The sequence below is a fragment of the Streptomyces sp. NPDC058741 genome (genome assembly GCF_042746715.1).
Taxonomy (GTDB): Bacteria; Actinomycetota; Actinomycetes; order Streptomycetales; family Streptomycetaceae; genus Streptomyces.
In genome coordinates, this window is the sequence record NZ_JBHYQH010000005.1 from 71,226 (window position 1) to 90,571 (window position 19,346).

Sequence of the window (19,346 nt, forward strand, 5' to 3'; positions counted from 1 at the left end):
CTGTATCGCGTCTCAGCTCGTCAGGTTCAGGAAGGCGTACGAAACGTCATGGCTCAGCAGGACACCGATCAGCAGCACGCGGGTGTGCTCCCCGTCGACGACGAGGGGTACGTGATCGACACGGAGGACTGCGAGGAGCGCGAGGCGGCCTGGCGGGAGCGCGGCACCTCGCGGCCGATCACGGTGGTCGGGAACCCGGTGCTGCACAAGGAGTGCGAGGACGTCACCGAGTTCGGCGAGGAGCTCCAGCAGCTCGTCGCGGACATGTTCGCCAGCCAGCGCACCGCCGAGGGCGTGGGCCTCGCCGCCAACCAGATCGGCGTCGACGCCAAGGTCTTCGTCTACGACTGCCCGGACGACGAGGGCGTCCGGCACGTCGGCGTGGTCTGCAACCCCCGGCTCGTCGAACTGCCCGCCGACAGGCGCCGGCTGGACGACAGCAACGAGGGGTGCCTGTCCGTGCCCACCGCGTACGCGCCGCTCGCCCGGCCGGACTACGCCGAGGTGACCGGGCAGGACGAGCGGGGCAACCCGATCAAGGTCCGCGGCACCGGGTACTTCGCGCGGTGTTTGCAGCACGAGACCGACCACCTGTACGGCTACCTGTACATCGACCGGCTCTCCAAGCGCGAGCGCAAGGACGCGCTGCGCCAGATGGCCGAGAGCGAGCCCCGCTATCCCGTCGTCGCCAACGACTGACACCCCACACGCACCAGGCGAACGGCGCCTGTTCGGGTTCCCCGGCCCGTACAGGCGCCGTTCGCCTGTCGGCCGCAGGGTGGTCGCCTCCGCACCTCTGGTGGTCCGGGTCACGTCGCACGCCGGGAGGATCCCGGACCCCGGGGGTAGTGAATGAAGCAAATACGTTCCCAGACGGGCCAGTTGTAGTGCTGAATGGGATGAGCGGGGTATGCAACGGCGCACGCCCGGCACGAAGGGAGGGGCGCCCGCGCCAACTGGCGTCTGAGAGGGGTTAGTTCGTGCATGCTTTGTCACACGGCACCACATCGGCATCGGCCACGATCGCAGTTCCGCCGTCGCTCCGTCTCCCGTTGGTCGAGAGGGCGTTTCCCCGGCAACTCCATCCGTATGGGCCGACGTGCCAGGAGAAGACGCGGGCCTGGCTGCTCGAAAAGCGGCTCATGCCCGCCGACACGGTCGAGGAACATGCCGACGGCCTGTGCTACACCGACCTCATGGCGGGCTACTACGTCGGCGCCCCCGACGAGGTCATACAGGCGATCGCCGACTACAGCGCCTGGTTCTTCGTCTGGGACGACCGTCACGACCGCGACATCGTGCACGGCCGTCCGGCCGCCTGGCAGCGGCTCGAGGACCGGCTGCACACCGCGCTCGACGAGCCCGGGGAGCACCTCCACCACGAGGACCCGCTGGTCGCCGGGTTCGCGGACAGCGTGCTGCGGCTGTACGGGTTCCTGTCCCGGACGTGGAACCTCCGGTTCGCCCGGCACTTCCACGACGTGATCGACGCCTACGACCGGGAGTTCCACAACCGCACGCACGGAATCGTCCCCACGGTCGACGAGTACCTCCGACTGCGCCGGCTCACCTTCGCGCACTGGATCTGGACGGACCTGCTGGAGCCGACCGCCGGATACGAACTCCCGGACGCGGTGCGAAAACACCCGGCCTACCGGCGGGCGGCCCTGCTCAGCCAGGAATTCGCCGCCTGGTACAACGACCTCTGTTCGCTCCCGAAGGAAATAGCGGGCGACGAGGTGCACAATCTCGGAATCAGCCTCATCACCCATGAGGAGCTGACCCTGGAAAAAGCAGTCGCGGAAGTCAGGCACCGGGTCGAGGAATGCATCACGGAATTCCTCGACCGGGAGCGGGAGGCATTGCGGTTCGCCGACGAACTCGAAGACGGCAGCGTCCGGGGAAAGGAACTGAGCGCCGCCGTGCGGGCCTGCCTGAGCAATATGCGGAACTGGTTCAGTTCCGTCTACTGGTTCCACCACGAGTCCGGCCGGTACATGGTCGACAGCTGGGACGACCGGTCCACGCCCCCGTACGTCAACAACGAAGCGGCAGGTGAGAAATGACCGTCGAGTCTGTGAAGCCGGAGACCGCCCCGGCCGCCGAGCTGCGCGAGCCGCCCCGGGCGGGCGGCGGGATGCCCGGTCTCGGACACGGCTGGAAGCTGGCGCGCGACCCGCTGGCGTTCATGTCCGGGCTGCGCGCGCACGGGGACGTGGTGCGCCTGAAGCTCGGGCCGAAGACGGTCTACGCCGTCACCACCCCCGACCTCACCGGCGCGCTGGCGCTGAGCAACGACTACATCATCTCCGGGCCGCTGTGGGAGTCACTGGAGGACCTGCTCGGCAAGGAGGGCGTGGCCACCGCGAACGGCCCGCTCCACCGGCGCCAGCGGCGTACCATCCAGCCCGCCTTCCGGCTCGACGCCATCCCCGCCTACGGCCCGATCATGGAGGAGGAGGCGCACGCCCTCACCGAGCGGTGGAAGGCGGGGGAGACCATCGACTGCACCTCCGAGTCGTTCCGGGTGGCCGTGCGCATCGCCGCCCGCTGCCTGCTGCGTGGCGACTTCATGGACGAACGGGCCGAGCGGCTGGGCGGGGCCCTCGCGACCGTCTTCCGCGGGATGTACCGGCGGATGGTGGTCCCGCTCGGACCGCTCCACAGGCTGCCCCTCCCGGCGAACCGGAAATTCAACCGGGCTTTGGCCGATTTGCATCTCCTGGTCGACGAGATCGTCGCCGAACGCCGCACATCCGGTCAAAAGCCGGACGATTTGCTGACGGCATTGCTGGAGGCGAAGGACGAGAATGGCGACCCCATCGGGGAACAGGAGATCCACGACCAGGTCGTCGCCATCCTCACCCCCGGCAGCGAAACCGTGGCCTCCATGATCATGTGGCTGTTGCACGCGCTCGCGCAACATCCCGAACACGGCGACCGGGTGCGTGACGAAGTGGAAGCCGTGACCGGTGGGCGGCCGGTGGCATTCGAAGACGTCCGAGCACTCAGGCACACCAACAATGTCATCATCGAGTGCATGCGTCTGAGTCCGGCTGTCTGGATTCTGACGCGCCGGGCGGTACGGGACACGGAACTCGGCGGACACCGCATTCCGGCCGGTGCGGACATCATCTACAGCCCGTACGCCATCCAGCGCGATGCCGGGTCGTACGACCGGCATCTGGAGTTCGACCCCGACCGCTGGCTGCCGGAGCGGGCCAAGGACATCCCGAAATTCGCCATGACCCCGTTTGGCGTGGGCAACCGCAAGTGCCCGAGCGACCACTTCTCGATGGCCCTGCTGACGCTGGTCACGGCGGCGCTGGCCGGCAGGTACCGGTTCGAGCAGGTGCCCGGGTCCAAGGACGTCACCCGGGTCGGCATCACGCTCAGGCCGCACGACCTGCGGGTGCGCGCGGTGCCGAGATGAGCGCCGGGCGACCGTGACCGTCAGGCGGCCTCCGGGCCCCTGAAGGTCCGCCGGTAGGTGTTCGGCGTGGTGCCGACCGCCCGGACGAAGTGGTGGCGCAGCGCGGCCGCGTTGCCGAACCCGGTCCGGCCGGCGATCGCGTCCATCGTCTCGTCCGTGGCTTCCAGCAGCCGCTGGGCCAGCAGCACGCGCTGGCGCAGGATCCAGCGGTAGGGGGTCGTCCCCGTCTCCTGCTGGAAGCGGCGGGCGAACGTACGCGGGGACATGTGGGCGTGGGCGGCCAGTTGCTCGACGGTGACCTCCTCGTCGAGATGCCGCTCCATCCACGCCAGCACCTCACCGATCGTGTCCGCCGCGGTACGCGGCAGCGGGCGTTCGATGTACTGGGCCTGGCCGCCGTCGCGGTGCGGCGGCACCACCATGCGCCGGGCGATCCTGTTGGCCACCTCGCTGCCCTGCTCCTTGCGGACCAGGTGCAGACAGGCGTCGATGCCGGCGGCCGTGCCGGCGGAGGTGATCACCGGGTCCTCGTCGACGTAGAGCACGTCCGGCTCCACGGCCACCCGGGGGTACCGCCGTGCGAGGTCCTCGGCGTGCTTCCAGTGCACGGCGCAGCGGCGGCCGTCCAGCAGCCCGGCGGCGGCCAGTACGAAGGCGCCGGAGCAGACGCTGAGCACCCGGGCACCGCGGTCCACCCCGCGCCGCAGGGCGTCCAGCAGCTCCGGCGGGAACGCACGGGACGCGAAGCCCTGCCCGGCCGGCACCGCGATCAGGTCGGCCGACTCCAGCCGCTCCAGGCCGTGCTCGACCTGGAGGGAGAAGCCCGAGTTCATGCGCAGGGACGGGCCCTCGGCCGAGGCGACCGCGAAGTCGTACACCGGCAGGCCGTCGTCGCTGCGGTCGGTGCCGAAGACCTCGCACACCACACCCAGTTCGAAGGGGTTCACACCGTCGAGCAGAGCGACGGCCACGTTCTGCAGCATGTCCCCAGTGTGCCCCGCCGCTGGCAGTAATTCGAGGGTCTACGGCAGTACTGCCACTGACCGTGAGGAGCGATCGGCGCGACAGTGGTGTCCATGAACACGAACCAGATGGAAGCACTCGTCGGAATGAGCGCCGTCCTCGGCACGCTGGTCCTCCTGGTCCTCCCGTCCGTGATCGGCCTGGTGCGCGACCGGCGCATCGACCGTCGGATCCGGGAGGCCCAGGAGGCCCGCGAAGGCGCCGCGGCTCAGAAGTCCTCGTCCAGGTCGACGGTGCCCTCCACCGCCAACTGGTACGCCGAGGGCCGCCGCTCGAAGAAGTTGGTCAGCTCCTGAACCCCCTGGAGCTCCATGAAGGAGAACGGGTTCTCGGAGCCGTACACCGGGGCGAAGCCCAGGCGGGTCAGCCGCTGGTCGGCGACGCACTCCAGGTACTGCCGCATCGACTCGGTGTTCATGCCCGGCAGGCCGTCACCGCACAGGTCGCGCGCGAACTGCAGCTCGGCCTCGACGGCCTCCCGGAGCATGTCCGTCACCTGCTGCCGCAGCCGGTCGTCGAACAGCTCCGGCTCCTCCTTGCGGACGGTGTCGACCACGTCGAACGCGAAGGACATGTGCATCGTCTCGTCGCGGAACACCCAGTTGGTGCCGGTGGCCAGACCGTGCAGCAGGCCCCGGCTGCGGAACCAGTAGACGTAGGCGAAGGCGCCGTAGAAGAACAGGCCCTCGATGCACGCGGCGAAGCAGATGAGGTTGAGCAGGAAGCGGCGGCGGTCCGCCTGCGTCTCCAGCCGGTCGAGCTTCTCCACCGAGTCCATCCACCTGAAGCAGAACTCCGCCTTCTCGCGGATGGACGGGATGTTCTCCACCGCCGCGAAGGCCGCCGCGCGGTCCTCCGGGTCGGGGAGATAGGTGTCGAGCAGCGTCAGATAGAACTGGACGTGCACGGCCTCCTCGAAGAGCTGGCGGCTCAGGTACAGCCGCGCCTCGGGGGAGTTGATGTGCCTGTACAGCGTCAGCACCAGGTTGTTCGCGACGATCGAGTCGCCCGTCGCGAAGAAGGCGACCAGCCGGCCGATCAGGTGCTGCTCCGCGGGGGACAGCTTGGCGAGGTCGGCGACGTCGGAGTGCAGGTCGACCTCCTCCACGGTCCAGGTGGTCTTGATGGCGTCCCGGTAGCGCTCGTAGAAGTCCGGGTAGCGCATGGGGCGCAGGGTGAGTTCGAAGCCGGGGTCGAGAAGGTTCTGAGTCATAGCAGTCGGCGCGAAGCGCCGTCCTCCAGCGGTTGCGGTCGGGTGGCGGTCGGGAATTACTGGCAGGCCTCGCAGGACTCGGGGTTCTCAAGGGAGCAGGCGACCGCGTCGGGGTCGGGGGTGGCCTGCACGGGGACGGTGGCCCGGGCGGCGCGGGCGATGCGGGTCGCCGGGCGCGAGCGCAGGTAGTACGTCGTCTTCAGCCCGGACTTCCAGGCGTAGGCGTACATCGATGAGAGCTTGCCGATGGTCGGCGTCTCCAGGAAGAGGTTCAGGGACTGGGACTGGTCCAGGAACGGGGTCCTGGCCGCCGCCATGTCGATCAGGCCGCGTTGCGGTATCTCCCAGGCCGTGCGGTAGAGCGCGCGGACGTCCTCGGGGATCCAGGCGAAGCCCTGCACCGAGCCGTTCGCCTCGCGCAGGGCCTCCCGGGTACGGGCGTCCCACACGCCGAGCCGCTTCAGCTCGTCCACCAGGTAGGAGTTGACCTGGAGGAACTCACCGGACAGCGTCTCGCGCTTGAACAGGTTGGACACCTGCGGCTCGATGCATTCGTACACGCCCGCGATGGAGGCGATGGTCGCGGTGGGCGCGATGGCGAGGAGGAGGGAGTTGCGCAGACCGGTCGCGGCGATGCGCTCGCGCAGGGCCGCCCAGCGCTCCGGCCAGGTCGGCTGCGTGTCGTAGTGGTCGGGGTGCAGCACGCCCCGGGCCGTGCGGGTCTTCTCCCAGGCCGGCAGCGGGCCGATGGGGGTCCCCCCTGCACCGGAGCTTGTCGTAGGTGCTTGGGGGCGCTCGGCGAGGTCGGCGGAGGCCTCGTACGCGGCGAGCATGACGCGCTCCGCGATGCGGGTCGACAGGGCCTTCGCCTCGGGCGAGTCGAAGGGCAGGCGCAGCTTGAAGAAGACGTCCTGCAGGCCCATCGCGCCGAGGCCGACGGGACGCCAGCGGGCGTTGGAGCGGCTCGCCTGCTCGGTCGGGTAGAAGTTGATGTCCACGACCCGGTCGAGGAACGTCACGGCCGTGCGGACGGTGGCGTCCAGCCGCTCCCAGTCGAGGTCGCCGGTCGTCGTGTCGACGAACGCGCCGAGGTTCACCGAGCCCAGGTTGCAGACCGCCGTCTCCCCGTCGCTGGTGACCTCCAGGATCTCCGTGCAGAGGTTGGAGGAGTGCACGACGTGGCCCGGCTCGGCCGTCTGGTTGGCGGTGCGGTTGGCGGCGTCCTTGAAGGTCATCCAGCCGTTGCCGGTCTGCGCGAGGGTGCGCATCATCCGGCCGTACAGCTCGCGCGCGGGCAGGGACTTGCGGGCCAGGCCCTTCGCCTCGGCGGCGCGGTACGCGGCGTCGAACGCCTCGCCCCACAGGTCGACCAGTTCGGGCACGTCCGAGGGCGAGAAGAGGGACCACCGCGCGTCGGCGTTGACGCGGCGCATGAACTCGTCCGGGACCCAGTGCGCCAGGTTCAGGTTGTGCGTGCGGCGGGCGTCCTCGCCGGTGTTGTCGCGCAGCTCCAGGAACTCCTCGATGTCGGCGTGCCAGGTCTCCAGGTAGACGGCGGCGGCGCCCTTGCGGCGGCCGCCCTGGTTCACGGCGGCGACCGAGGCGTCGAGGGTCTTCAGGAACGGGACGATGCCGTTGGAGTGGCCGTTGGTGCCGCGGATCAGCGAACCGCGGGCGCGGATCCGGGAGTAGGAGAGGCCGATGCCGCCGGCGTGCTTCGACAGGCGGGCGACCTGGTGGTAGCGGTCGTAGAGGGAGTCCAGCTCGTCCTTGGGGGAGTCGAGGAGGTAGCAGGACGACATCTGGGGGTGCCGGGTGCCGGAGTTGAAGAGGGTGGGGGAGGAGGGCAGGTAGTCCAGGCGGCTCATGAGCCCGTAGAGGTCGGCGACCTCGTCGACGGAGCGGCCGGTGTCGTCCTCGGCGAGGCCCGCGGCGACCCGCAGCATGAAGTGCTGGGGCGTCTCGACGACCTTGCGGGTGATCGGGTGCCGGAGCAGGTAGCGGCTGTGCAGGGTGCGCAGTCCGAAGTAGCCGAAGCGGTCGTCGGCGCCGGTGTCGATCAGGGCGTCGAGCCGGGCGGCGTGCAGCCGGACGAACTCCGCGGTGCGGTCGGCGATGAGGCCCTCGCGGTGGCCGACGGCGACCGATTCCGTGAAGGACGTGACGCCCTGGGAGGCGGCCTCCTCGCGGATGCCGAGGGTGAGCAGCCGGGCGGCAAGCCGGGAGTAGGCGGGGTCCTCGGAGATCAGTCCGGCGGCCGCCTCGGTGGCCAGCTCGCGCAACTCCGCCTCGTCGGCCTCCGCCGACCGGCCGCGCAGCGCGGCGGCGACGACCCGGCCGGGGTCGGCGTCGGGGAGGTCGGCGGTCAGCTCGGTCAGGGTCCGCAGCAGCGCGGCACCGGGAGCGTCGGGCTCTTCTTCGGCGGCTGAGACCGGATCGGCTGGCGCGATGGTCACGTGGGGCTCTCCCTCGCTCGGCACGTAGGCCTCGTCGAGGGCAGGGGGCAGCACACGAGCGCACGCGGCGTCGCGTCCACCGGCCCATTCCACGAGGCCCGGACGTCTGGGCACACCGGCCGGTCGGCCGGGTGCGCTGTCGGCAGGTCCTCGGACTGGCCCGGGCCCGTGGGAACAGGCCTCGGTACACCGTTGCGGGACAGTTCCGGATTCGCACCGGATTCCCCTGCGGCGACAGCGAGCATGAGCATACATCTTGTGTCGGGTTCCGGCCGCACCCCCAGATGTTGTGTCGGATACGGCAGCGGGCCGCCGTGACGCGTTCTCACGGCGGCCCGCTGGGAGGTGCCGGCGGTGTGTCACGCGGTTCCCCGCGCCCCTGAGGTCGGTGCGGGGAACCGCCCGGGGTCAGTGCGAGGAACCGGCGGTGGCGGGCGGCAGTTCGACCTGCACCCCGGGGTCGCCCGCGTCCGCCGTGTAGTCCTCCGGCTTGGTCTCGTCGACGCCGTCGGGAGCCTTCACGGCCTTGAGGACGAAGGTCAGCACCACCGTCACCACCACGTTCAGCACGAACGCCGTGAGGCCGATGTAGCCGATCTCGCCGATGCCCGGGATCTCCTTCGCCGAACCGCCGAAGTGCTTCTGCGTCGGGGAGGCCACCCCGTACGCGGCGACCGTGCCGTAGACCATGCCGACCGCCCAGCCCGCGAGCAGCGCCCAGCGGTGGAACCAGCGGGTGAACAGGCCGCCGACCAGGGCCGGGAAGGTCTGCAGGATCCAGATGCCGCCGAGCAGCTGGAAGTTGATGGCGACCGTCTTGTCCATGGTGAGGACGAAGGCCAGGGCGCCCACCTTCACCAGCAGGGACACCAGCTTGGAGACCTTGGTCTCCTGCTCGGGCGTGGCGTCCGGCTTGAGGAAGTCCTTGTAGATGTTGCGGGTGAACAGGTTCGCGGCCGCGATGGACATGATGGCCGCCGGCACCAGCGCGCCGATGCCGATGGCCGCGAAGGCCACCCCCGCGAACCAGTCCGGGAACATCGTCTCGAACAGCTGCGGAATCGCCAGCTGCCCGTTCTGCACCTTGATGCCGGCCGCGATCGCCATGAAGCCGAGCAGGGCCAGCAGACCCAGCATCAGCGAGTACAGCGGCAGGATCGTGGTGTTGCGGCGGATCACCTCACGGCTCTTGGAAGACAGCGTCGCCGTGATGGAGTGCGGGTACATGAACAGCGCCAGCGCGGAGCCCAGCGCCAGCGTGGCGTAGGTCCACTGGCCCGCCTCCGGCGGCGTCAGCGCACCGCGGGGCGCGCCCGTCGCCGGGTTGGTCTGGCTGTACGCCTCGCTCGCCTTGGCGAAGATGTCGTCGAAACCGCCCAGTTTGATCGGGATGTAGATGATCGCCACCGCGATGACGATGTAGATCAGCGTGTCCTTCACGAACGCGATGAGCGCGGGGGCCCGCAGACCCGACGAGTACGTGTACGCCGCGAGCACGCCGAACGCGATCAGCAGCGGCAGGTCCTTGACGAACCAGTTGGTGTTCTCGCCGCCGCCCACGCCCATCACGTCCAGCACGGCCTGGATGCCGACCAGTTGGAGTGCGATGTAGGGCATCGTCGCGAGGATGCCGGTGAGGGCCACCGCCAGGGAGAGGCCCTTGGAACCGAAGCGGCCGCGCACGAAGTCGGACGTCGTCACGTAGCCGTGCTTGTGGGACACCGACCACAGGCGGGGGAGGAAGGTGAAGATCAGCGGGTACACCAGGATCGTGTACGGCACCGCGAAGAAGCCCGCCGCGCCCGCCGCGTAGATGGCCGCCGGCACCGCCACGAAGGTGTAGGCCGTGTACAGGTCGCCGCCCAGCAGGAACCAGGTGACCCAGGTGCCGAACGAGCGGCCGCCCAGGCCCCACTCGTCGAGGCTGTGCTCGTTCTCGGCCTTGCGCCAGCGCGAGGCCAGGAAGCCCATGACCGTCACGGCCAGGAAGAAGAAGATGAAGACGGCGAGCGCGACGCCGTTCACGCCGTCCTTCACCGCGACGCACCGCCCTTCGAGGCCGCACGGGCGCGCTGGTCACGCTGCCACAGCTTGTAGGCGACCATCGTCAGCCCGGTCGAGATCAGCACCCACGCCATCTGGTACCAGTAGAAGAACGGGATCCCGATGAAGGCCGGGTCGGTCCTGGCGTACGAGCCGACCCACAGCATGGCCACGAACGGTGCTGCGAGTAAGACGGCGATGGCGACGCGTACGGGCGTCACCACCGGACCTCTTCTGGATTCTGGGGCTTGCGACATCTGGCGGCTCCGTCCCCTCAGTGATCACCTGGGCAATGCGCAGGCAATCTAGGTCAGCGCGGGCCGACAGCGGAACCCCTCGTCCGTGATGCGGTACCCAAAAGCAACCGGCTCTTCACCGGTGCGCCGCACTATTCCTGAGGGCGCTTCAGGCGGGCGACGAACTTGTACCTGTCCCCGCGGTACACCGACCGCACCCACTCCACCGGCCGGCCCTCGCGGTCCAGCGAGTGCCGGGACAGCATCAGCATCGGCAGGCCGACGTCCGTGCCGAGCAGCCCGGCCTCGCGCGGCGTGGCGAGCGAGGTCTCGATGGTCTCCTCCGCCTCCGCGAGACGGACGTCGTAGACCTCCGCGAGCGCGGTGTAGAGCGACGTGTACTTCACCAGGGACCGGCGCAGGGCCGGGAAGCGCTTCGCGCTCAGGTGCGTGGTCTCGATGGCCATCGGCTCGCCGTTTGCCATGCGCAGCCGCTCGATGCGCAGCACGCGCCCGCCGGGCGAGATGTCCAGCAGTCCGGCCAGGCGGTCGTCGGCGGTGACGTAGCCGATGTCCAGCAGTTGCGAGGTGGGTTCGAGGCCCTGGGCGCGCATGTCCTCGGTGTACGAAGTCAGCTGCAGGGCCTGCGAGACCTTGGGCTTGGCGACGAACGTGCCCTTGCCCTGGATGCGCTCCAGCCGGCCCTCGACGACCAGTTCCTGCAGCGCCTGGCGCACGGTGGTGCGCGAGGTGTCGAACTCCGTCGCCAGCGTGCGCTCGGGCGGGACGGGCGTGCCGGGCGCCTGGGTCTCGGTCATGTCGAGCAGGTGCTTCTTCAGGCGGTAGTACTTGGGCACGCGTGCGGTACGGACGGGCGCCCCGGTCTCGTTCTCCGCACTGCTGACGTCGGTGCTCATGCTCCGCCTTCCCGGCTGGGTGTGCCGACACGATCTCACCTGTATACCGTCGGCGCTTCTTTTGGTCTAGTCCATCATGCGGTGTGGTCTACCCGCAGTATGCCGTGTGCACCAGGTTTTTCGCTGCCTTCTTACTTAAAGGTTCCTGCATATGTAGGTCGCATAACGGCTGGTCAGGGCGGTATCGGGACTCTTGACAGGCCTTCTGGCCTGGTCCAAGCTCCCCCTACTGGTCTACACCATTGGTCCAGGTCCTGGTGCCCCATGTCTCACCGCGGGGAGCAGGGGGGTTTGTGGCATCCCTGAGGAGGGTGGCGTGAAGCGCAAGCTGATATCCGCGATCGGTGTCGCGGGCATGATGGTCTCCATCGCGGCATGCGGGGGCGAGGGCGACGGTGGCTCCGACAAGGGCGCGGACGCCAAGGAGCTGACCGTCTGGCTCACCGTCGACGCGCAGAACAACTGGCCCGAGCTGGTGAAGGCCGCCGACGCCGCGGTGCGGAAGAAGCACCCCGATCTCAAGATCAACCACGAGTACTACGGCTGGCCCGACAAGAACGCCAAGCTCGACGCCGTCCTCGCCACCGACAAAGCCCCCGACGTCGTCGAGATGGGCAACACCGAGATGCTCGGCTACATGGTCAAGGGCGCCTTCGCCCCTCTTGACCAGGGGAAGTTCGACGACTCGGACGCCTGGCTCGACGGCCTGAAGGCCTCCGTCACCTACGAGGGCAAGACCTACGGCGTCCCGTACTACGCCGGCGGCCGCGTCGCCAACTGGCGCAAGGACATCGCCGCCTCCGTCGGTGTGAAGTCGGCGCCTGAGACGTACAAGGAGCTGACCGCCGCCCTCGACAAGATCCAGGAGAAGCAGGGCGACAAGTTCAGCGCCTGGTACCAGCCCACCCGCGACTGGTACGCCGCCATGTCCTTCGTCTACGACGCCGGCGGCGCCATCGCCACCGAGTCGGGTGGCCAGTGGAAGGCCTCGCTCTCCTCGCCCGCGTCTCTCAAGGGCCTGAAGGAGTTCAAGAACGTCGTCGACGACTACATGCACGGCGACAAGACCAAGGACGAGTCCGACCGCTACATCGTCTACGGCCAGGGCAAGTCCGCCATGATCTTCGCGGCCGCCTGGGAGGGCGCGACCGCAGAGGACCCGAAGAACGACAAGAGCGGCAAACTCAAGGGCAACCTCGAGAACTTCGTGATGCCCGGCCCGTCCGGCAAGAACATGCCCGTGTTCCTGGGTGGCTCCGACCTCGCTGTGCCGGTGAAGTCCGACGCGCAGGAGCTGGCCGCCGAGTGGATCAACGCGTTCGCCGGCTCCTCCGGGCAGAAGGGTCTGATGGCCAAGGGCAACCTGCCCAACAACAAGACGGACCTGGCGACCCTCAAGAACGACCCGAAGACGGCGGTCCCCGCCACCGCCGCCGAGTCCAACTGGTTCGTCCCGATGGCCCCCGGCTGGGGCCAGGTCGAGAAGGCGCAGATCCTGCAGACCATGCTGCAGAGCATCGGCACCGGCAAGAAGTCGGTCGAAGCCGCCGCCAAGGAGGCGGACGCCGCGATCGACAAGGTCATCAACACCAAGTGACCCGCGGGTCCGCCGTCCGGGCCGAGCGAGCCGCGGTGCCTCCCCCGCAGGCGCGGCGCGACCCGGACGGCCGGCCCCGAGGGCGGGGCTCCCCCTCGTGGAGCCCCGCCGTTCGACCGACCTGAGGGACCGCCGAGGAGCGCGCGATGAGTGCCGCACACACCACCACCCCCGCCAAGGTGCCGCCACCGCGGCAGGCGCCACCGCCGCCCCCCGTGGCCCGGCGGCCGCACGGGCAGCGCAAGACGTCGGGCGGGGCCGCGGTCCCCTGGCTGCTGCTCGCGCCGTGTCTGCTGATCCTCGCCCTGGTCATGGGCTATCCCCTGGCCCGCCTGGTCACCCTGTCCTTCCAGACGTTCGGCCAGTCGCAGCTGTGGGGCTTCCAGCCCGCCGAGAGCGCCGGGCTCGACAACTTCGCCAAGGTGCTGGGCGACGGCGAGTTCTGGGCCGTCGTGCTGCGCACGATCGTCTTCGCCGGAGGGGCCGTCGTCCTCACGATGGTGATCGGTATGGCCCTCGCCCTGCTGCTCCAGCGGATCTCGGGCTGGCTGAAGATCCTCATCAACATCGTGCTGGTGGCCAGCTGGGGCATGCCCGTGATCGTGGCGACCACCGTCTTCAAGTGGCTCTTCGACTCGGACTACGGCGTCTTCAACGCGCTGCTCAGCAGACTGCCCGGCGTCGACATGATCGGCCACAACTGGTTCGCCAGCGGCCCCGAGGGCCTGGCCGTGATCATGCTGCTGGTGGTCTGGGGAGCCGTGCCCTTCGTGGTCATCACGCTCAGCGCCGGTCTCACCCAGGTGCCGAGGGAACTGGAGGAGGCGGCCCGTCTGGACGGCGCCACGTCCTGGGGCGTCTTCCGCTACGTCACCCTGCCCGTCCTCAAGCCGATCATCGTGATGCTCACGACCCTGTCGGTCATCTGGGACATGGGCGTGTTCCCCCAGGTGTTCGTCATGCGCGGCGGCCACCCCGAGCCGGAGTTCCAGGTGCTCAACACCTACTCCTACGACCGGGCCTTCGTCGTCAACGACTACGCCCAGGGCTCGGCCATCGCACTGATCACCGTCCTGCTGCTGCTCGGCGTGGTCGCCGTCTACATGCGGCAGATGCTGAAGATTGGAGAGGTCGAATGAGCACCTTCGCCGGAGCCGGCCGCCAGAAGTCGCGGCTCGGCTGGAACCTCCTCGGACTCCTGGTCTTCCTCGTCGCCGGCTTCCCGCTCTACTGGATGCTCAACACGGCGTTCAAGCCCGCCGGGGACGCCATCGACCCGGACCCGAGCCTGCTCCCGACCGGCCTCACCCTCGACAACTTCGGCCGGGCGCTGGACATCGCCGACTTCTGGGGCCCCGTGGGCCGCAGCCTGGTGGTGTCGCTGGCGGTCGTCGTCGTCGGCATGGCCGTCGGGCTGCTGGCAGCGCTCGCCATCTCACGGTTCGCCTTCCGCGGCCGCAAGATCGTGATCGTCGGCATCCTGGCCGTCCAGATGGTCCCGCTGGTCGCCATGATCATCCCGGTGTTCCTGCTGCTCAACGACCTGGGCCAGTACGACCGGCTGACCGGCCTCATCATCACCTACCTGACCTTCGTCCTGCCGTTCACGGTCTGGACGCTGCGGGGCTTCATCGTCAACATCCCGCGGGAACTGGAGGAGGCGGCCATGGTCGACGGCTGCTCCCGCACCAGCGCCTTCCTCCGGGTCGTCTTCCCGCTCCTGGCCCCCGGGATGGTCGCCACCTCGGTCTACGGTTTCATCCAGGCCTGGAACGAGTACCTCTACGCCCTGATGCTCCTGAGCCAGAGGAACCAGACCGCGACCGTCTGGCTCGGCAACTTCACCACCAAGCACGGCACCGAATACGCCCCGATGATGGCCGGAGCCACGATGATGGCCGTGCCGATCGTCGCCCTCTTCCTCCTCGTCCAGCGCAAGATGGCCGCGGGCCTGACCGCGGGCGCCGTGAAGGGATGACCTCACCCGATGACGACACTCGCCAGCGGCACCGACACGCTCACCCGCGACGCCCTGACCGTCCTGCAGCCCGGCTTCACCGGGACCACCGCCCCCGACTGGCTGCTGCGCCGGCTCGGTGAGGGCCTCGCCTCCGTCGGACTGTTCGGCCGCAACATCGCCTCACCCGGCCAACTGGCCGCCCTGACCGCTCAGCTGCGGGCCGAGCGCGACGACGTCCTGGTCGCGATCGACGAGGAGGGCGGTGACGTGACCCGCCTGGAGGTGCGCAGCGGCTCCTCCTTCCCGGGCAACCACGCCCTCGGCGCGGTCGACGACGTGGAGCTGACCCACCAGGTCGCCCACGAACTGGGCCGCCGCCTCGCCGCCTGCGGCGTCAACCTCAACTGGGCCCCCTCCGCCGACGTGAACTCCGACCCGCGCAACCCGGTCATCGGCGTGCGTTCCTTCGGCGCCGACACCGCCCTGGCCGCCCGGCACACCGCCGCCTACGTCACGGGCCTGCAGTCCGCCGGGGTCGCCGCCTGCACCAAGCACTTCCCGGGGCACGGCGACACTGCCGTCGACTCCCATCACGCCCTGCCGCGCATCGACGTCTCCGCAGAGGTGCTGGCCGAGCGTGAACTGACCCCGTTCCGTGCGGCCGTCGCCGCGGGCACACGGGCCGTCATGAGTGCCCACATCCTCGTCCCGGCGCTCGACCCCGACCGCCCGGCCACCCTCTCGCACCGCATCCTCAGCGGCCTGCTCCGCGGCGCACTCGGCTACGACGGCCTCATCGTCACCGACGGCATGGAGATGCGCGCCATCGCCGGCACCTACGGCATCGAACGCGGCAGCGTCCTCGCCATCGCCGCGGGAGCCGACGCGATCTGCGTCGGTGGCGGCCTCGCCGACAACGCCACCGTGCTCCGCCTGCGGGACGCCCTGGTCGCCGCGGTCCGCGCGGGCGACCTCCCGGAGGAACGCCTCGCCGAAGCCGCCGAACGGGTGCGCACCCTGGCCGCCTGGACGGGCACGGCAGGCCCCTCGCCCGAGGACTTCGGCTGTGGCGAGATCGGCCTGCACGCCGCGCGCCGCGCCCTGACGGTCACCGCCGCCCCCGGCCTGGGCAGCCCCTCGGCCTTCGAGCCACTCACCGCACCTCCCTACGTCGCCGCCCTCACCCCCGTCGCCAACATCGCCGTCGGCGACGAGACCCCCTGGGGTGTCGCCGCCGAACTCGTCCACCTCCTGCCCGGAACGGTCACGGGCAGCTTCTCCGCCGCGGACGGTCCGGAGCGCGAAGCCGGGGAGAACGCCGGCCGCGCCGCCCTCCAGGCGGCCGGGCCACGCCGCATCGTCGCCGTCGTCCGCGACGAACACCGCCACCCCTGGATGTCCTCCGCTCTCGACACCCTGCTGGCCGTCCGCCCCGACACGATCATCGTCGAGATGGGCGTCCCGCAGGCCGGACCCCGCGGCGCACTCCACATCGCCACCCACGGCGCGGCCCGCGTCTGCGGGCGGGCGGCGGCCGAGGTGATCGCGGGAGTCACGGGTCCGTAGACCGCACACTCCGGATCAGCGGTTGTAGAGCTGCCCCTGAATGTAGTACTTCTTATACATGAGCGAGCAGGTGCACAACAGGTTGGCCATGGTGCGTGCCGAACGGAAGGTGTCGCGCCAGAGCCTGGCCGAGGCGGTGGGAGCCCACTACCAGACCATCGGCTACATCGAGCGGGGGCAGTACAACCCGAGCCTCGACCTGGCGCTGAAGATCTCCAGGTTCTTCGGACTTCCGGTCGAGGCCCTGTTCTCCCTCGAACCGTTCCGGCCGCTCACGGACGAGGTCTACGGGAGGAACCAGCCATGACGACACCACGCCTGACCCGCTACGACCGGAGCATGCTGCGGCTGATGAACGACCGCCGCGGGGCCGCCTGGTACGCCACGGCCGCCCGTCGCCGCCTGGCCGTCGCCATCCACGTCGCGCTCACCCTGGCCCTCGGCGGGCTGATGGCCTACCTGTTCCTCGCCGAGGGGGAGCCGCTGTGGACCGTCCCCGTGATGGCGGTGCTGCTCCTGCCCTGGATGGTCGCCACCGGCGTCATCAACGGCGCCACCCGAGGTCTGCTGGAACTGCGCGAACACGTCCTCGACGAGCGGCAGTCGGCGGAACGCGATCGCGTCCTGGCCCGGTCCCACCGCATCACGACCCTGCTCCTGCTCACCGCGGCCGCCGCCCTGCTGATCACCGGCGGGCTCGCCGGTGACGCCCCGACGGCCTACGCGGCGCCCCTCCTCATCGCCGTCCTCGTCGTCCACTGGGTCATGCCCCTGTGGGTGGCCGGCCTCCGTGCCCAGGACGAGCCGGCCGAGGACGACGTCAGCGGAGCGGACGTCCAAGGAGCCGGATCCGGCGGCTAGATGCCCTGCCACTCCGGCTTGTTGACGTACGTGTGCCGGAAGTAGTCCGCCAGCTTCAGCTTCGACGCGGCGGCCTCGTCGGCGACGACGGTCGCATGCGGGTGGAGGTGGAGCGCGGACGCCGGGCAGACCGCCGCGACCGGTCCCTCCACCGTCGCCGCGACCGCGTCAGCCTTGCCTTCGCCGGTGGCGAGCAGCACCAGGTGGCGGGCCTCCAGGATGGTGCCTATGCCCTGCGTGATCACGTGGTGCGGCACCTGATCGATGTCGCCGCCGAAGAAGCGGGCGTTGTCGATCCGGGTCTGCTCGGTCAGCGTCTTGATCCGCGTCCGCGACGCCAGCGACGAGCACGGCTCGTTGAACCCGATGTGCCCGTCGGTCCCGATGCCGAGCAGCTGAAGGTCCACACCCCCGGCGTCCGACAGCGCCGTGTCGTACGCCGCGCACGCCCCCGGCACGTCCTCGGCCGTGCCGTCCGGCCCCGTGAACCGGCCCATGCCGATCCCGAGCGGCTCCAGCACCTCCCGCCGCAGCACCGAGCGGTAGGACTCCGGGTGGTCGGCGGGCAGCCCCACGTACTCGTCGAGCTGGGCTATGCGCGCCCGCGAGACGTCCACGGCACCGGAGCGCACCTTGGCCGCCAGCGCCTCGTACACGGGCAGCGGCGTCGATCCGGTCGCCACGCCGAGCAGTGCGTCGGGCTTGCGACGGAGCAGCTGGGCCATGGCCTCGGCGATGAGCTCGCCGCCCGCCTTGGCGTCCGGGACGATGACAACTTCCACGCTGGACCTGCCGATCTGAGAGAGATGCTCACCTGGGACTGGACCTGGGAGGCGTCAATGGGTCATGTGGTTTAGACCAATCTAACAGAGCGGGGACGTCGCTCCCAGGGTGACGGCGGCCGCTCCCGGGGAGGTCAGGGTCTTGCGCGGGCGCGCCCCGGACCGGGGGAGTGGAACGGAAGGTGCGGCCGCCCGCACCCCGGAAGGAGGCCGGCGCGGCCGCGGGCGTGGCCGGGTTCGTGCTGCCCACGGACGGCGTGCCCGTGGAGGCCCAGCCTGTCCTGGAGGCCATCCCCCTGCAACGGCTCGCCTACGAGACCACGATCGCGCGCGGCTCGGACCCGGACGCACCGCGCGCCTTGGTGAAGGTGACGCAGACCCGCTGAGGGCGCAGGGGGAGCCGACCCATGCACCATGGGGCAGGGGACGCACCACCGGACGACTCCTGGCCCCAGTGGACCCGGAGCCGGCTGAGTCAGCGAACCGCCCGTCACATCGACCCAGCTCCCCGTCACCCATCGCGCCGCGTCCGCGACGAGGAGCGCCACCACGTCGGCGACCTCGGTGGGCTTCCCCGCTCCGCCGAGCGCCGATATCGCCACTGCCCTCGCCCAGCCATCGGGACTTCCGCGCAGCAGGCCCGCCGTGTTGTCGGTATCGATGATCCCCGGCGCCACCGAGTTCACCGTGATGCCCCGGGGGCCAGCACCTTGGACAGGTCGCGGGAGAGGACGTCCAGCGCGCCCTTCGTCATGGCGTACGCCGCGTTGTCCGGTATCACCGCGGTACGGGCGAGCCCCGACGAGACGTTGACGACACGGCCGCAGTCCCGCAGCCGCCTCATGCCGTGCTTGACGATGAAGAACGGCGCCTTCACGTTCACCGCGAAGATCTCGTCGTACTCCCGCTCCTCCAGCTCCGGGATCGGACGCGAGGTGCCGATCCCCGCGTTGTGCACCAGGACGTCCAGGCCGTCCGCGTGCCGGTCGAACCGCTCCCAGAGCGCCTCGGCGTCCCCGGGTGTGCCCAGCTCGGCGCCCTGGGCGAACGCAGAGCCCCCCTCCGCCTCGATCGCCGCCACCGTCTCCTTCGCAGCCGTCCCGTTCCTGCCGTAGTGCACCGCGACCCGCGCGCCGTCCCGCGCCAGCCGCTCGGCGATCCCTCGACCGATGCCCCTGCTCGCCCCCCTGGACGAGTGCCGTCCTGCCCGTGAGCGCGCCCATGGCGGCCCCCCCTCGCATTTAGCTAGTGGTCGCTAC

The 19,346-nt window shown here is 69.9% G+C and carries 17 protein-coding genes, 2 pseudogenes and 1 riboswitch; of the genes and pseudogenes, 11 read left to right on the forward strand and 8 right to left on the reverse strand.

The genetic code is table 11. The features are described 5' to 3' along the window. Positions 1–48: 48 nt before the first annotated feature. The 3 genes from def (at position 49) to ACFW6P_RS05740 (ending at position 3,433) form a co-directional block, all read left to right on the forward strand. Entirely contained in the window at positions 49–699 is a 651-nt protein-coding gene (def, locus tag ACFW6P_RS05730; protein WP_386355588.1) for a peptide deformylase, read from the forward strand. Positions 700–980: 281 nt separating this feature from the next. After that, complete coding sequence (gene cyc1, locus ACFW6P_RS05735; protein WP_386423009.1) at positions 981–2,066, forward strand: epi-isozizaene synthase; 1,086 nt, start codon at positions 981–983, stop codon at positions 2,064–2,066. Further along, entirely contained in the window at positions 2,063–3,433 is a 1,371-nt protein-coding gene (locus tag ACFW6P_RS05740; RefSeq protein ID WP_386355594.1) for a cytochrome P450, read from the forward strand. The genes cyc1 and ACFW6P_RS05740 overlap by 4 nt, the downstream gene beginning before the upstream one ends. Positions 3,434–3,453: 20 nt before the next feature. Here the strand turns inward: ACFW6P_RS05740 and ACFW6P_RS05745 are convergent, their stop codons facing one another. Then, positions 3,454–4,416, reverse strand: a complete 963-nt coding sequence (locus ACFW6P_RS05745; protein ID WP_386355596.1) for a GlxA family transcriptional regulator — start codon at positions 4,414–4,416, stop codon at positions 3,454–3,456. 93 nt (positions 4,417–4,509) lie between these two features. Here ACFW6P_RS05745 and ACFW6P_RS05750 point away from each other — a divergent pair, with 93 nt between their 5' ends. Beyond that, the gene (locus ACFW6P_RS05750; protein ID WP_386423011.1) at positions 4,510–4,752 is read left to right on the forward strand and encodes a hypothetical protein; all 243 of its coding nucleotides are present in this window, start codon (positions 4,510–4,512) and stop codon (positions 4,750–4,752) included. On the opposite strand, the gene ACFW6P_RS05755 is transcribed toward ACFW6P_RS05750, so the two are convergent. The 5 genes from ACFW6P_RS05755 to ACFW6P_RS05775 form a co-directional block, all read right to left on the reverse strand. Then, entirely contained in the window at positions 4,665–5,669 is a 1,005-nt protein-coding gene (locus ACFW6P_RS05755) for a ribonucleotide-diphosphate reductase subunit beta (protein ID WP_386423013.1), read from the reverse strand. The genes ACFW6P_RS05750 and ACFW6P_RS05755 overlap by 88 nt on opposite strands. Before the next feature lie 56 nt (positions 5,670–5,725). After that, positions 5,726–8,125, reverse strand: coding sequence for a ribonucleoside-diphosphate reductase subunit alpha (locus ACFW6P_RS05760; RefSeq protein WP_386423015.1), 2,400 nt, complete (start codon positions 8,123–8,125; stop codon positions 5,726–5,728). Positions 8,126–8,270: 145 nt separating this feature from the next. Further along, a riboswitch (cobalamin riboswitch) is annotated at positions 8,271–8,351 on the reverse strand. 182 nt (positions 8,352–8,533) lie between these two features. Continuing rightward, positions 8,534–10,162 carry a monocarboxylate uptake permease MctP gene (gene mctP / locus ACFW6P_RS05765; protein WP_386355607.1) on the reverse strand — a complete coding sequence of 543 codons (1,629 nt, stop codon included), beginning with the start codon at positions 10,160–10,162 and terminating at the stop codon, positions 8,534–8,536. Further along, positions 10,159–10,425: a DUF3311 domain-containing protein gene (locus tag ACFW6P_RS05770; RefSeq protein WP_386355610.1), complete on the reverse strand. Its 267-nt coding sequence runs from the start codon at positions 10,423–10,425 to the stop codon at positions 10,159–10,161. The genes mctP and ACFW6P_RS05770 overlap by 4 nt, the downstream gene beginning before the upstream one ends. A 131-nt stretch (positions 10,426–10,556) precedes the next feature. After that, complete coding sequence (locus ACFW6P_RS05775) at positions 10,557–11,321, reverse strand: GntR family transcriptional regulator (protein WP_386355613.1); 765 nt, start codon at positions 11,319–11,321, stop codon at positions 10,557–10,559. 316 nt (positions 11,322–11,637) lie between these two features. On the opposite strand from ACFW6P_RS05775, the gene ACFW6P_RS05780 reads away from it, so the two are divergent. From ACFW6P_RS05780 to ACFW6P_RS05805, 6 genes are all read left to right on the forward strand, one after another. Continuing rightward, the gene (locus ACFW6P_RS05780) at positions 11,638–12,918 is read left to right on the forward strand and encodes an extracellular solute-binding protein (RefSeq protein WP_386423017.1); all 1,281 of its coding nucleotides are present in this window, start codon (positions 11,638–11,640) and stop codon (positions 12,916–12,918) included. A 146-nt stretch (positions 12,919–13,064) separates the two neighbouring features. Continuing rightward, the gene (locus ACFW6P_RS05785) at positions 13,065–14,057 is read left to right on the forward strand and encodes a carbohydrate ABC transporter permease (protein WP_386355619.1); all 993 of its coding nucleotides are present in this window, start codon (positions 13,065–13,067) and stop codon (positions 14,055–14,057) included. After that, entirely contained in the window at positions 14,054–14,896 is an 843-nt protein-coding gene (locus tag ACFW6P_RS05790) for a carbohydrate ABC transporter permease (protein WP_386355622.1), read from the forward strand. Before ACFW6P_RS05785 ends, ACFW6P_RS05790 begins: the two co-directional genes overlap by 4 nt. Before the next feature lie 9 nt (positions 14,897–14,905). Beyond that, a complete protein-coding gene (locus ACFW6P_RS05795) occupies positions 14,906–16,444 on the forward strand; it encodes a glycoside hydrolase family 3 protein (protein ID WP_386355625.1) in 1,539 nt (512 codons plus the stop codon). Between the two features lie 58 nt (positions 16,445–16,502). Further along, the gene (locus ACFW6P_RS05800) at positions 16,503–16,751 is read left to right on the forward strand and encodes a helix-turn-helix transcriptional regulator (RefSeq protein WP_309097223.1); all 249 of its coding nucleotides are present in this window, start codon (positions 16,503–16,505) and stop codon (positions 16,749–16,751) included. Next, positions 16,748–17,305, forward strand: coding sequence for a hypothetical protein (locus ACFW6P_RS05805; RefSeq protein ID WP_386355628.1), 558 nt, complete (start codon positions 16,748–16,750; stop codon positions 17,303–17,305). The genes ACFW6P_RS05800 and ACFW6P_RS05805 overlap by 4 nt, the downstream gene beginning before the upstream one ends. Here ACFW6P_RS05805 and nagB read toward each other — a convergent pair. Continuing rightward, entirely contained in the window at positions 17,302–18,087 is a 786-nt protein-coding gene (gene nagB, locus ACFW6P_RS05810) for a glucosamine-6-phosphate deaminase (RefSeq protein WP_386355631.1), read from the reverse strand. The genes ACFW6P_RS05805 and nagB overlap by 4 nt on opposite strands. 221 nt (positions 18,088–18,308) lie before the next feature. On the opposite strand from nagB, the pseudogene ACFW6P_RS05815 reads away from it, so the two are divergent. Further along, positions 18,309–18,473 (forward strand): annotated as a pseudogene (locus tag ACFW6P_RS05815) (glucosamine-6-phosphate deaminase); the annotation flags it as partial. Between the two features lie 87 nt (positions 18,474–18,560). Here ACFW6P_RS05815 and ACFW6P_RS05820 read toward each other — a convergent pair. Then, a pseudogene (locus tag ACFW6P_RS05820) lies at positions 18,561–19,310 on the reverse strand (SDR family oxidoreductase); the annotation flags it as partial. Between the last annotated feature and the right edge of the window lie 36 nt (positions 19,311–19,346).

Coding starts and splice junctions, on each gene's coding strand:
- ACFW6P_RS05790 (WP_386355622.1), top strand. CDS start 14,054: ATGAGCACCTTCGCCGGAGCCGGCCGCCAGAAGTCGCGGCTCGGCTGG.
- ACFW6P_RS05755 (WP_386423013.1), bottom strand. CDS start 5,669: ATGACTCAGAACCTTCTCGACCCCGGCTTCGAACTCACCCTGCGCCCC.
- ACFW6P_RS05740 (WP_386355594.1), top strand. CDS start 2,063: ATGACCGTCGAGTCTGTGAAGCCGGAGACCGCCCCGGCCGCCGAGCTG.
- ACFW6P_RS05750 (WP_386423011.1), top strand. CDS start 4,510: ATGAACACGAACCAGATGGAAGCACTCGTCGGAATGAGCGCCGTCCTC.
- ACFW6P_RS05775 (WP_386355613.1), bottom strand. CDS start 11,321: ATGAGCACCGACGTCAGCAGTGCGGAGAACGAGACCGGGGCGCCCGTC.
- ACFW6P_RS05800 (WP_309097223.1), top strand. CDS start 16,503: ATGAGCGAGCAGGTGCACAACAGGTTGGCCATGGTGCGTGCCGAACGG.
- def (WP_386355588.1), top strand. CDS start 49: ATGGCTCAGCAGGACACCGATCAGCAGCACGCGGGTGTGCTCCCCGTC.
- ACFW6P_RS05805 (WP_386355628.1), top strand. CDS start 16,748: ATGACGACACCACGCCTGACCCGCTACGACCGGAGCATGCTGCGGCTG.
- ACFW6P_RS05770 (WP_386355610.1), bottom strand. CDS start 10,425: ATGTCGCAAGCCCCAGAATCCAGAAGAGGTCCGGTGGTGACGCCCGTA.
- ACFW6P_RS05795 (WP_386355625.1), top strand. CDS start 14,906: ATGACGACACTCGCCAGCGGCACCGACACGCTCACCCGCGACGCCCTG.
- ACFW6P_RS05745 (WP_386355596.1), bottom strand. CDS start 4,416: ATGCTGCAGAACGTGGCCGTCGCTCTGCTCGACGGTGTGAACCCCTTC.
- ACFW6P_RS05785 (WP_386355619.1), top strand. CDS start 13,065: ATGAGTGCCGCACACACCACCACCCCCGCCAAGGTGCCGCCACCGCGG.